This window comes from Labrys sp. KB_33_2, assembly GCF_052114505.1.
Lineage (GTDB): Bacteria > Pseudomonadota > Alphaproteobacteria > Rhizobiales > Labraceae > Labrys.
In genome coordinates this window covers 82,678-95,277 of the sequence record NZ_JBFREW010000011.1, presented here as the reverse complement: position 1 = coordinate 95,277, position 12,600 = coordinate 82,678, and the positions used below count along the sequence as shown (strand labels likewise).

General features: G+C 64.8%; 12 protein-coding genes. 4 read left to right on the top strand and 8 right to left on the bottom strand.

The features are described from left to right. Window positions 1–16: 16 nt before the first annotated feature. A complete protein-coding gene (locus AB4037_RS19940; RefSeq protein ID WP_441772702.1) occupies window positions 17–955 on the bottom strand; it encodes a LysR family transcriptional regulator in 939 nt (312 codons plus the stop codon). A gap of 92 nt (window positions 956–1,047) precedes the next feature. Between AB4037_RS19940 and AB4037_RS19935 the strand changes: the two genes are divergently transcribed. Beyond that, on the top strand, window positions 1,048–1,923 hold the full coding sequence (locus AB4037_RS19935) for an aldo/keto reductase family oxidoreductase (protein WP_441772701.1): 876 nt from the start codon (window positions 1,048–1,050) through the stop codon (window positions 1,921–1,923). Window positions 1,924–1,996: 73 nt separating this feature from the next. On the opposite strand, the gene AB4037_RS19930 is transcribed toward AB4037_RS19935, so the two are convergent. The 5 genes from AB4037_RS19930 to AB4037_RS19910 form a co-directional block, all read right to left on the bottom strand. Beyond that, a complete protein-coding gene (locus AB4037_RS19930) occupies window positions 1,997–3,664 on the bottom strand; it encodes an OFA family MFS transporter (protein WP_434955273.1) in 1,668 nt (555 codons plus the stop codon). A 103-nt stretch (window positions 3,665–3,767) separates the two neighbouring features. Next, complete coding sequence (locus tag AB4037_RS19925; RefSeq protein ID WP_441772700.1) at window positions 3,768–4,595, bottom strand: SDR family NAD(P)-dependent oxidoreductase; 828 nt, start codon at window positions 4,593–4,595, stop codon at window positions 3,768–3,770. 239 nt (window positions 4,596–4,834) lie between these two features. Beyond that, window positions 4,835–5,779, bottom strand: coding sequence for a LysR family transcriptional regulator (locus AB4037_RS19920; RefSeq protein ID WP_441772699.1), 945 nt, complete (start codon window positions 5,777–5,779; stop codon window positions 4,835–4,837). A 109-nt stretch (window positions 5,780–5,888) separates the two neighbouring features. After that, window positions 5,889–6,164: a chaperone modulator CbpM gene (locus tag AB4037_RS19915; protein ID WP_434959594.1), complete on the bottom strand. Its 276-nt coding sequence runs from the start codon at window positions 6,162–6,164 to the stop codon at window positions 5,889–5,891. A 2-nt stretch (window positions 6,165–6,166) separates the two neighbouring features. Further along, window positions 6,167–7,072: a DnaJ C-terminal domain-containing protein gene (locus tag AB4037_RS19910; protein WP_441772698.1), complete on the bottom strand. Its 906-nt coding sequence runs from the start codon at window positions 7,070–7,072 to the stop codon at window positions 6,167–6,169. 288 nt (window positions 7,073–7,360) lie between these two features. On the opposite strand from AB4037_RS19910, the gene AB4037_RS19905 reads away from it, so the two are divergent. From AB4037_RS19905 to AB4037_RS19895, 3 genes are all read left to right on the top strand, one after another. Next, window positions 7,361–8,395 (top strand): aldo/keto reductase, encoded by a 1,035-nt coding sequence (locus tag AB4037_RS19905; protein ID WP_434955269.1) that lies wholly within the window; start codon window positions 7,361–7,363, stop codon window positions 8,393–8,395. Window positions 8,396–8,470: 75 nt separating this feature from the next. Continuing rightward, complete coding sequence (locus tag AB4037_RS19900; protein WP_441772697.1) at window positions 8,471–9,055, top strand: histidine phosphatase family protein; 585 nt, start codon at window positions 8,471–8,473, stop codon at window positions 9,053–9,055. Window positions 9,056–9,150: 95 nt separating this feature from the next. Then, window positions 9,151–10,023, top strand: a complete 873-nt coding sequence (locus tag AB4037_RS19895) for an NAD(P)-dependent oxidoreductase (protein ID WP_441772696.1) — start codon at window positions 9,151–9,153, stop codon at window positions 10,021–10,023. A gap of 45 nt (window positions 10,024–10,068) precedes the next feature. On the opposite strand, the gene AB4037_RS19890 is transcribed toward AB4037_RS19895, so the two are convergent. Together AB4037_RS19890 and AB4037_RS19885 are read right to left on the bottom strand one after the other, a co-directional pair. Beyond that, window positions 10,069–10,797: a FecR family protein gene (locus AB4037_RS19890; protein WP_434955266.1), complete on the bottom strand. Its 729-nt coding sequence runs from the start codon at window positions 10,795–10,797 to the stop codon at window positions 10,069–10,071. Window positions 10,798–11,084: 287 nt separating this feature from the next. Beyond that, window positions 11,085–12,599 (bottom strand): multicopper oxidase family protein, encoded by a 1,515-nt coding sequence (locus AB4037_RS19885; RefSeq protein WP_441772695.1) that lies wholly within the window; start codon window positions 12,597–12,599, stop codon window positions 11,085–11,087. Window position 12,600 lies beyond the last annotated feature (1 nt).

The window sequence follows — 12,600 nt, the reverse complement described above, 5'->3', positions numbered from 1 at the left end:
CGCGCCCAGGCCCTTTTTACTCGGGACCTTGCTCACTTTCGTCCGGAAAAAGGCGCGGCGCGGAGTTCTTGATGAAATCGATGAACGCCCGCAGCGGCGCAGGTACCAGACGGCGCCCGGGATAGTACAGGAAGGGGCCGGAGAAGCGCTCCCACCAGGGTTCGAGGACGGGTTCGAGGGCTCCGCTGTGGAAATGGGGGCGCAACCAATCCTCAAACAGATAGATGATACCGGTGCCCGCGACTGCGGCATCGACGGCCAGATCCGTCGCCGTGCCGACGCTCACCAGCAGCGGCCCCGTCGTATCGACGGTCACGACCTCGCCATCGCGCTCGAATTCCCAGGCCGGCATCGCCCCGGATGAAAATCGGCCATGCAGGCAGGCGTGATGAAGCAGATCGCGCGGGTGCTCTGGCCGCCCTCGTCGATCGAGATAAACAGGCGCAGCCGCGGCGGCAAAGCGCTGCACACGCGGCCCGATGGGCACGGCTATCATGTCCTGCTCAAGCCGCTCGTCGTAGCGGATGCCGGCATCGCAGCCGGCCGCCAGCACGTCGACGAAGCTGTCCTCGGCCATCACCTCCAGGCGGATATCGGGAAAAGCGGCCAGGAAATCAGGCACGATCGCCGGCAGCACCAGCCGAACCGCGCTGACGGGCACATTGAGCCTGAGCGTCCCGGCCGGCTTGTCGCGAAAACCGTTGACGACGTCCAGCGCCGCCTCCATCTCGCTCATGACCGGGCCGAGCCGTTCGAGCAGACGCTCGCCGGCCTCGGTAGCCGCGACACTGCGCGTCGTGCGGTTCAGCAGCCTGACACCGAGCCTCGTCTCCAGCCGGCTCACCGCCTCGCTCAAACCAGACGGACTGGCACCGCTCGCACGGGCTCCGTCGCGGAATCCCCCAGCACGCGCGACGGTCATGAAAGCATGGAGATCGTTGAGGTCGACTTTCACTGTTCGCAACTCCGAACAACCTGTCCCAATTATGACTGATTGTCGCGCAAGTTGACAGCCCCTAGCTACGCAGGACGAACAGGAGATCGGCTATGACCACAATCGAGCAGTCCGGTAGTTTCACCCTCGGCGACCGTCATGTGAGGCGGCTCGGCTATGGCGCCATGCAGCTTGCAGGGCCGGGCGTGTTCGGCCCGCCCCGGGATCACGATGCAGCGCTGGCCGTGTTGCGCGAAGCCGTTGCGTCCGGCGTCAACCATATCGATACCAGCGACTTCTACGGCCCGCATGTCACCAACAGGCTGATCCGCGAGGCCTTGCATCCCTATGCGGACGATCTCGTCATCGTCACCAAGGTGGGCGCGCGGCGTGGCGAGGACGCCTCATGGATTCCTGCCTTCTCACGGGAGGCCCTCACCCAGGCGGTGCACGACAATCTGCGCAATCTCGGGCTTGATGTCCTCGATGTCGTCAATCTTCGCGCCATGTTCGACGTTCACGGGCCGGCCGAGGGTTCGATCGAGGCACCGCTCAGCGTCCTGGCCGAGCTTCGGCAACAGGGCCTGATCCGGCATGTCGGACTGAGCAACGTCACCGCAACGCAGATCGCGGAAGGACGCCGCATCTGCCCGATCGTCTGCGTGCAGAACCACTATAACCTCGCCCACCGGGCCGATGATATCCTGATCGACGATCTCGCCCAAGAAGGTACCGCCTATGTGCCCTATTTCCCGCTCGGCGGGTTCACGCCGCTGCAATCCTCGACCCTGTCGGAGGTTGCGCAGCGCCTCGATGCCTCGCCTATGCAGGTCGCGCTGGCCTGGCTCCATCGCCGCGCGCCCAACATTCTGCTGATCCCGGGCACCTCCTCCGTGGCGCATCTGCAAGCCAACCTCGCCGCGGCAAAGCTCGATCTGCCGGAAGACGAGGTCGCCGCGCTCGATCGCATTGCGGCCGGGCATTCCTGAGGGAAGCAAGTGAACCGCCTGGAATGATCCGTTCCCCATCTCGCTCTTTCGCGAGACGGGTGAGCGCCTCGCCCTAGTGGAACAGCTTCAGCGCATTGGAGAAGGTGATCCACACCCCCCACAGGATGGGAATGCCGACGGCGAGCCAGGCCAGGACGGCCGGCCCGTTCAGCCCGCCCCGCCCGATGCCCGAGGATTTCCCCTCCTGCGTCTGTCCGCGCTTTTGCAGGGCCGCCACCTCGGCGTCCGTCATGAACCAGCGGGAAGCCACCGGCTTGATCATGAGGTTGACGACGAAGCCGACGGCCAGCATGCCGGCGAGAACATACATGGTGCGATCATAGACTTGCGCTCGCGGCACGCCCGCGGCGATCTGGGCATCGCGGATGTAGTTGATCACCACCGGTCCGACGATCCCCGCCGTCGACCAGGCCGTCAGCAGCCGGCCGTGGATGGCACCGACGAACTGGGTGCCGAACATGTCGGCGAGATAGGCCGGCACCGTCGCAAAGCCGCCGCCATACATCGAGACGATCACGCAGAAGAAGGCGACGAACACCGCCAGCAGCCCGGTATGGGCGGCCCAGGGCGCCGAGGCATAGAGCACGATGCCGAGGCCGAAGAAGGTGGCATAAGTGAGCTTGCGCCCGAGCTTGTCGGAAAGCGAGGCCCAGAAGAAACGTCCGAAGATGTTGAACAGCGACAGCAGGCCGACGAAGCTCGCGGCGATGGTGGCGACCAGCTTGGCCTGCCCGGCATCGAGTGTCGCGAAACCGATCTCCGGCTTGCCGATCAGGGAACCGGCGAAGATCTCCTGCAGCATGGGCGAGGCCATGCCGAGCACGCCGATGCCGGCCGAGACGTTGAGGCAGAGCGCGGCCCAGATCAGCCAGAATTGCGGGGTCTTGTGGGCATTGGACAAATGGACATGGCCCGAGGTGATCATGGCCTTGGTGCTTTCGGGCGGCGTCCATCCTTCCGGCTGCCAACCCGCCGGCGGCACGCGATAGCCGAAGGCCCCCGCCATCATGAAGACGAAATAAACAACCGCCAGCGTCACGAAAGTCTGCCAGACGCCGACACTATCGGCGCTCTTGAAATGGTTCATCAGGATGTCGGCCAAGGGCGAGCCGATCATCGCACCACCGCCGAAGCCCATGATGGCCATGCCGGTCGCCATGCCACGCCGGTCGGGGAACCATTTGACCAGCGTGGAGACGGGCGAGATGTAGCCCAGCCCCAAGCCGATGCCGCCGATCACGCCCGAACCCAGCCAGATCAGCCAGAGTTGGTGGATGTAGACGCCTATGGCCGAGATAAGCAGCCCGCCGCACCAGCACAGCGCCGCCACGACGCCGGCCTTGCGCGGCCCGGCTCGCTCCAGCCAGCCGCCCCAGATCGCCGCAGCCGAGCCGAGCAGCACGAAGAAGAGCGTATAGGTCAGGGTCAGGTCGGAGACGCGCCAGTCACAACTCGTGGTGAACAGGGCCCGCCCAAGACCGACGAGAGCGCCCCAGAAGCCCGGATCGACCGCGCAGGCTACCGGCTTGGTTATGCCAAGCGCCTGTCCTAGAGGCAACCAGAACACGCTGAAGCCATAGGCCATGCCGATGCACAAATGGATGGCCAGTGCCGCAGGTGGCACGAGCCAGCGATTGAACCCCGGCCGTGCAACGATGCGCTCTCGATCCAAAAGCCCAGGAGACAGACCGCCGCTCCCGGCGGAAACACTGCTGTTCATTGGTGCTTCCTCATTATTTTATTCTTAAATTCGTGGACGACGAGCCATTTCAGGACGCAAACTTCCACGAAACTGAGGAACACGCAATGACAGGACTGGTGAATTACTGAGCGAGAAACCCTCCATCCACCGGAAGCGTGTGGCCGGTCACCATGGCGGCACCGGGACTGGCGAGGAAGAGGATCGCCGGGGAGACCTCATGCGGTTCGGCGATGCGGCGCAGCGGCGTCATCGCTTCGATGCGCTGCATCAGTTCTGGCTGGGCCAGCAGGGGGGCGATGAAAGGCGTGCGCACATAGGTGGGAGCAACCGCGTTCACCCGGATGCGGTGCGGAGCCCATTCCACCGCCAGGGCACGGGTGAGATTGACGATGGCGCCCTTGGTGGTCTGGTAGGAGATGTTCGGGTAGATGCCGCCCCCCGACAAGGCCATGATCGAAGCCGTGTTGATGACGGCCCCGCCCCGCCCGGCCGCGATCATGTGGCGGGCCGCGGTGCGCGCGCACAGGAAGACGCCCGTCATGTTGACGGCCACCACCTTGTCCCATGCCTCCAGGCTGAGATCCACCGCGGCATCGCGGATGGCGAGGCCGGCATTGTTGACGAGAATGTCGATGCGGCCGTGGCGGGCGACGATCTCGGCGAAACGCGCCGCCACCTCGGCTTCGTCGGTCACATCCATGACGAGGGCCTCGGCAGGCCGGCTTCCCTCGACGCTGGCAAGCACGTCGTCTCCCACCGGCGCCCGATCGAGAATGACGACCTCAGCGCCCGCCGCGGCCAGGGCCTGCGCCGCCGCCAGGCCGATGCCGCTGCCGCCACCGGTCACCGCGGCAACCTTGCCCTCCAGGCCGAAGAAGCCGGAAAGGCTGACCGCGCCAGTTCCCCGCTGCTCTTGTTGTTCGTGCACGCCCATGATCGGTTTCCTCACTTGGCGCCTTCCTGGGAAGGGCGCCTGCGCAGTGCTGCGACAGCGGCATGGACCGCCCCGGAGCCTGCTTGTTCTTGAAGCTGTGGCCGTCCTCGAGGCGGAACCGGGGTTCCGACTCAAAAGTCCGACATAATTATCTCTGGCATCAAACCGGATCGCGCGGAAGGCCGGAAATGCGAGAGCACCGTGCCACGGCCCAGCGCCCGCGTTCTGGCTGAAAACGATGCGACAACAAAATCTTACAGCACCGAACCTGATGCATGAATCGAGGCTGACGTTGCCTGTTGGCGCAGATGCTCCGTACACGCCTCCACGAAGGCCCTCAGCTTGGGTTGGCTGCGGCTCGTCCTGGGAAAATAGATGAACAGGCTGTCGCCCGCCGGCGAAAACTCTTCCAGGACCGGTTCGAGCAGCCCCTGTTCCAATTCCCGGGCCGATTGCAGGGTCGAGCCGTAGAGCAGCCCCATGCCCTGCACCGCCAGCGCGCGCAGCAGGCCGGGATCATTGGAGACGATGGTGCCGGGCGGATCGATGCTGAGCGCCTGGCCGTCGCGCTCGAATTCCCAGCGATAGATATCGCCGACATCCGGACGTCGATATCGCAGGCATTCATGTCCGGCGATGTCCTCCAGCATCTGCGGCCGCCCCCGCTGGGCAAGATAGCCCGGAGCCGCCATCACCACCCAGCGGAAGATCGGCGTGACACGCACGGCGATCATGTCCCTGTCGATGAATTCACCGACACGAATGCCGGCGTCGAAACCGCCCTCCACCAATTCGGCATGGGTCGAATCCACAGTCACATCGACCCGCATCTCCGGCCAGCGCCGATGGAACTGCGGCAGGACGGGTTCGAGCACATGCACGAGCGCCATGCGATGCACGAGCAGGCGCAGCGTGCCCGAGGGCTTCAGCCGCGACTGCACGAGTTCGTCGAGCGTCCCGACGATGGTTTCGGCTGCCGGGCCGAGTTGGGAAAGCAGCCGCTCGCCATCCTCGGTCAGGGCGATGCTGCGCGTGGTCCGATGCAAAAGCGGCAGGCCGAGCCGTCGCTCCAGCGCCTGCAGAGCCTGGCTCACCGCACCTGGGGTAACCCCCAACTCGATCGCCGCGGCCCGAAAGCTGCCCCGGCGCACGATGGCGAGGAATTCGGAGAGGCCGTCGAACGGGTCACTGCGCGCCATATCCGAACCGTACAATCAAAACCGTCATGTCAAATCATGCACTCTCGCCTTGAGGCGTTCGCATGGCTCGACAAGGGCTGAAGAGAATTCCGCCTCATGGCAAATCGCATCACGATGAGCCCTCCTGCATGTCGGCCCGCAATTGCGCCAGGGCACGGCGCAGGCCATGGAGCTGATCCGTAAGATGCAAGATGACGTCGATGCCCTCGTCATTGGCTCCGATATCTTCCTTCAAATCCCGGATCAGGCGGGCGCGTGCGACATCGATCTCGGTGAATTGCACGCCGGCATCGGTCTGCCGAGGGATGAGCCAGCGCTGCTCAAGCCACAATTCCAGCGTCTGCACCTGGAGGCCGGAACTTGTCAGAAATTCGTGCTTGTTCATGCTCATGATGCTCCATCCTCACGCGGATCGAAGTCCTTCCCCCTGGCCCAGTTCGAAACGAAGGCTTCGAGTTCCGGGTCCGGTGGCTTCGGCAGAACCACCTTCAGCTTGACGAACTGGTCGCCCTGACCGCCGCCGCGGCGGGGAGCGCCCTTTCCTTTCAGGCGCAGGGTCGTGCCGGTATTCGAGCCTTTCGGCACCGACATCGTCACGTCCCCCGTGGGGGTGGGAACCCGCACCCGTCCTCCCAGCACAGCTTCCGACAGCGAGATCGACAGTTCGAGCGTGATGTCGTCGCCCTCGCGCGTGAAGCGTCGATCCGGCAGGACTTCCACTTCGATCAAGGCATCGCCAAAACTGCCCGTTCCCGCGCCCGGCATGCCCTTGCCCTTCAGGCGAAGGGTCTGTCCATCCACCAGGCCCGCTGGAATCTTGACGTCGAGTGTGCCGCCATCGGGCAGTGTCAGGCGCTTGTTCGCGCCCGTCACCGAATCGGCGAACTCGATCGACATCCGATAATGCATATCCTGGCCACGCCGGTTTGCACGGGCCCGCTGCCCCCGCCTCAGGAGCTCGGCAAAGGCATCCTCTTCGTCCATGAAGTCAGCAAAACCGGAGGCGTCCGCATAGGGGTGATCCTGGTCCGATCCTGCGTATTCCCGGTAGAAATGCTGCGGCGGCCGTTCCGCCCCGCTCGCATCGATCTCGCCATTGTCGAAACGCTTGCGCTTGTCTGCATCGCTGAGCAGATCGTACGCACCCGTGACTTCCTTGAATTTGTCTTCCGCGCTCTTGTCTCCGGGGTTGAGATCGGGATGCAGCTTTTTTGCAAGCTGGCGAAAGGCGCTCTGGATCTCGGCGGGAGACGCCGTCGAGGCAACACCGAGAACCTCGTAAGGATTTCTCACAATCGGCTCCGACACGATTCAAATGGCGAGGAAACAGCGTTCGCGGATGCTAATGCCTTTTGCGATGAGACGGAATGAAGAACCGCCTCAGAATTGACGGCACGGCTTCGCAAAGCGCTCCGCGTATCCCTCCATCATTGTATAGCACGGCTATATAGCGTGTGGAGCAGTCGCCGGCTTTTGATACCGGCCGCCATGGCCTAACCTCCTTGAGGACGCGAGACGAGATCCCGCGCCTTTCCATGCCGCATGGACGGCAGGATCCCTTCATTTCACGGACATCATCTCATGCGCTACAAGACACTTGGCGGCACTGGCCTGCACGTCTCGGAACTTTGCCTGGGCACCATGACTTTCGGTGGCGGCAATGAATTCTGGAACGCGATCGGCCAGCTCGACCAGACGGTCGCCGACGGCATCGTCGCCCGCGCCCTCGACGCCGGCATCAATTTCATCGACACCGCTGATGTTTATTCCGGCGGCCTGTCGGAGGAGATCACCGGACGGGCCATCGTCAATTCCGGCCACAAGCGTTCGGACGTCGTGCTGGCGACCAAGGCCTTCGGCGTGGTCGGCACCGGCCCGAACGACCGCGGCGCCTCGCGCGGCCACATCATGGATGCGGTCAAGGCGAGCCTGAAGCGGCTCGGCACCGACTATATCGACCTCTACCAGATCCACGGCCTCGACCGCATAACCCCGATCGAGGAAACCATGCGTGCCCTCGATGATCTCGTGCGCCAGGGCTGCATACGCTATGTCGGCGTCTCCAACTGGTCGGCCTGGACGATCATGAAGGCCCTCGGCCTCGCGGACCGGCATGGCTGGACCAGGCCCTCGACCTTGCAGGCCTATTACACCATTGCCGGCCGCGACCTCGAACGCGAGATCGTCCCGCTGCTGGAAGCCGAAAAGCTCGGCCTGATGGTGTGGAGCCCGCTTGCCGGCGGCCTGCTCTCCGGCAAATATGACCGCGACGGCAATGGTCCCGAAGGCTCGCGCCGCGCCAGTTTCGACTTCCCGCCCGTCGACAAGGAGCGCGCCTTCGCCTCCATCGACGTGATGCGGGAGATCGCCGCGACACATGGCGTCTCCGTCGCCCGCATCGCCCTGGCCTTCGTGCTGCATCAGCGCTTCGTGATGTCGGTGATCATCGGCGCCAAGACCATCGAGCAGCTCGACGACAATCTGGCTGCCACCGACGTGGTGCTGAGCGAGGAGGAACTCGCTCGCCTCGACAAGGTGAGTGCCCTGCCGCGTGAGTATCCCGGCTGGATGATCGAACGCCAGAGCGCCACCCGCCTGCCGACGCCCCAGGGTTGAGCATCGGGCCGAAGGGGATGGCCATCGCCTTCCTCTTCGGCCAGGATGGCGCGGCATTTCATCGGAGACAGCCGCTTGGGTACCGTCAGGACCGCCTATTTCATCACCCATGCGGAAGTCGAGATCGATCCCTCCATTCCCGTGCCGCAATGGCGTCTCTCAACAAAGGGACGAGCCCGGCACGAGGCCTTCAACCGGCACGGCTTCGTGGCTGGAATCAGCGCCGTCTATGCCAGCGACGAGCGTAAGGCTCGCGATGGCGGCGAGATCCTGGCGAGCCCTCTCGGCCTGGAGCTGCAGATCGAGCCGGCCCTGCACGAAAACGACCGATCGGCCACCGGCTTCCTGCCGCCCCACGAATTCGAGGCAACCGCCGACGCCTTCTTTGCCAATCCCGAGCAGAGCATTCGCGGCTGGGAGCGGGCCATCGACGCCCAGGCCCGCATCATCGCAGCCGTCGAGGCCATCCTGGACAAGGATGGCGGCAGCGGCGACATCGCGGTCGTCGCCCATGGCGGTGTCGGCGCCCTCCTGCTTTGCCATCTTCTGTGCGTGCCGATCGACCGCCGATACGACCAGGCGCCGGGCGGCGGCAATTACTTCGCCCTGGACGTGACGAGCCGCCGCCTGCTGCATGGCTGGCAACGCATCGAGCCGTAGAGTTATCAGCTTCCACGCACAATCGTTCAAGATCGCCGTCCAGCGCGAAGATACCATTCCACGATTGGAAATTTCGGAACGAGAAACGCGTCGTCATGCCAGTCGGCTTCATCGGTCTCGGTGTCATGGGGGAGCCCATGGCGCTCAATCTTGCACGGTCGGGAACACCGCTGGTGGTCTGGAACCGCTCCCCGGACAAATGTGCCAGCCTGCAGGCGGCGGGGGCCGAGGTTGCCGGCAACCCCGGTGAGCTCTTCGCCAAGGCCGGCATCGTGATCCTGATGCTGGCGAACACGGGCGCGATCGATGCGGTGCTCGGCCGGGACACCAGCGATTTCGAAGACCGGGTCGCCGGTCACATCATCGTGCAGATGGGCACGATCTCACCGGAGGATTCGCGCCGGCTCGACCAGGATATCCGCGCCGCCGGCGGCCACTATGTTGAAGCCGCGGTTTCCGGCTCCCGCAAGCCTGCCGAAGCCGGGCAGCTCGTGGCCATGCTGGCGGGCGACGCCGAGGCACTCGCCCAGATCCGCCCCCTGATCGACAGGATGTGCCATCAGGCCTTCGATTGCGGGGCCGTTCCCGGCGCATTGACGATGAAGCTCGCCGTCAACCTGTTCCTGATCACCATGGTGACCGGCCTGGCCGAGGCCGCCCATTTCGCGGAGCGGCGCGGCCTCGACATGCAGCAATTCCAGGCCATCCTCGATGCCGGCCCGATGGCGAGCCCGGTCTCCCGTATCAAGCTGGCGAAACTGGTCGAAGGCGATTTTGCGGTGCAGGCCTCGATCGCCGATGTCTTGAAGAATAACCGCCTGGTCTCGGAGGCCGCCCGCCGCGCCGGGCTCGCCTCGCCCCTCCTCGATGTCTGCCACGCCCTCTATGGCGAAACACAGGATCTCGGCCACGGCTCGCTCGACATGGCGGCGGTGATCCGTGCCATCGAGGCGCGGACAGCGCATTGAACAAGGCGAAAACCCTGCCGCCGCGCTGCCATTGACACAGGAGTGCTATTTCGGCGCGGGGTGACTGCCGCCTGATGTGTGATCCGACGGCTTACCAGCACCACCCGGCGACGGCATGTCGCCACCACCCGAGGGCGACACGTCACCGCCACCAAACGTATTGCGCGGCCCGACCACGGCGCCCCAGGCCTCGCCGACGCGCAGGCGGCTCCAGGGTGCAGGCTTGGCCGGCGCAGCCTGCATACCGGTGAGCTCGGTGCCGAAACCAGGGGTAAGCCGCACCGTTCCCCCCTTGGTGGCGACGTCGACGACACCATTCTCGACATAGACGCCGAACTTGCCCCAGCTCGGCCCGGCGAAGAACCGGGTGCCGCGAGCGGCGATCAGCCCGAAAGGCGTGGTAACGCTGAGTTCGCCCGAGGGCCGGTCATGCGGGCGGTCGAACAGAATGGCACCCCGCTCGAGCACCAGCCTGCCGCCACGGTCGACCAGGAACTTGTCGATACGCACTCTCGTGCGGGCGCCGAGCAGCAAGCGGGTGGCCTCACCCAGTTGCGCCGACAGTCGCGCGCTCTCGCCGGTCGCCAGGAGATCGTTGAGATAGACGGGATCGCCGACGGCAAGCAGACGTGTCTGGCCGCGGGCCTGCGCTGTGCTTTCGCCGCTGGCGCCCAGAATCGAGCCAGCCTCCACGGCCGCCCGAGCCAGGACTCTCTCCGGCCGCAGCCCGGCAAGCAGCAGGCCAGCCAGGAGGGAACGGCGATGGATCGGCATGATGAGCTTTCCAAACGAGGGGTGGCGGATCACGGGAAAACCGGACCCGACACCGCCAAGCCGACGGTATCCCTCCTGTCGGGACGATCCGTTTCAAGGAATGTCCGCAGATGGCGGTACCGCTCTATTCTTGATGTGTACGCTTCTTCCGGCACCGGCCGCAAAGTAAGATCCTCGAACTCCTTGCTCGCGGCCAGTCATTCATCCTAGCTGAAACCCTTTCGTCTACAAGCCCCTCGCACTCATACAGAAGCCTTAGGCTTCTACAGCAAGGAAGGACGATAAGATCAGGCCCGCACCTCGGCGACCCCCATCATTCCCAGTTGCTCATGTTCCAGGATATGGCAGTGATACATGCGCAGGCCCGGCTGGTCCTGTCGCACCAGCAGACGCACTGTTTGGCCCCTCGCGACATTGATCGTATCCTTCCAGGCGCGATAGGGCGCCTTGCTCACCCGGCCGTCCCGCTCGGTCTCCACCAGTTGGAACTGCGTGCCGTGAAGATGGAAGGGGTGATCCATGTCGGCAAGATTGGCGATCTCCCACAATTCGGTCTGCCCCGCTTTGGTGACGACATCGACACGGCCCATGTCGAAGGCGGCGCCGTTGATGAGAAAGCCCATTTTCATGCCACCCTCTCCCATCGACATGGTTTCGGTGAACTCAAGGCGGCGCGTGGCGACGGGCAGGCCGAGATCGGCAATGCGGCGAAGCCTGGCGGGCAGAGGCGGGGCCGGCTCGGCCTGTTCCTGCGTGACTTCGATGGTCATCAGCTCAGCGGCGGTATCGGGACGTCCGGGGCCCATCCAGCCGCGATCGACATCCTCGGTCCGCAGCACCACCCGTCCCGGCTGCTCGAAGGCGACGATGACCTCCGCCCTCTCGGCGGGAACCAGGTCGATGGCGCGAAGGCCGGTCACCGGCGCTTCCAGCAGGCCGCCATCGCTGCCGATCAGCGTTATCGCCGCCGTGCCGAAGGTGAGGCGCAGGAAGCGCGCATTGGTGGCATTGAACAGGCGGAAACGGCGCCGGCTGCCGGCCGGCAGCGTCAGGACGGGCTTCTTCTGGCCGTTGACCAGGACATGGTCGCCGACCCGCCCATTCATCAAATCCGCCATGGTGCTGGCCGGGATCGAACCGTCCGCCGCCAGCCTCAGATCGGTGAAGAACAGCGGCGTGTCGCCATAGGCGGCCGGGATCGGATCCTGGCGGGGCTTGACGATGAAGGCCCCGGCGAGACCAAGATAGACCTGCTCGGCCGTACGGCCGTGGGGGTGGGGATGATACCAATAGCTGCCGGCGCTGCCTTCCGGCAGTTCGAAGGCGTAGAGCCGATCGGCGCCTGAGGCCACCGGGTCCATGGGATTGCCGTCCTGTTCCGCCGGCACCGGCATGCCGTGCCAGTGGATGGTGGTCTCCTCGCCCGGCAGGCGATTGGCGAAGCGGATGGCGACCTTGTCGCCCTCGGTCACTTCGATCAGGGGACCGGGAGTCTCGCCCTCATAGGCGAGGATAGGTGTGTCGATCCCTTCGGCAAAACGCACGATGGCGGGCTTGGCCGTGAGTTCGGCCTCGAAATGCCCGGGTTCGCGGGCCCGGTTGGCGAGGCGGGGCAGGTCGCGCAACGGGGCTCCCTCAGGCAGCGCCAGAGAACTCCGGGGAGCCGCCATCTTGCCGGCCTCTCCGGACATGCCCTCCATGCCCGGCATGCCATGCTCGGAATGGTCCTGCATCTGCGCCGCGGCCGGGCCTGAAATCACCAGGGCCGCAACGCCCGAGAGCAGAAATTCACGTCTGTTCATA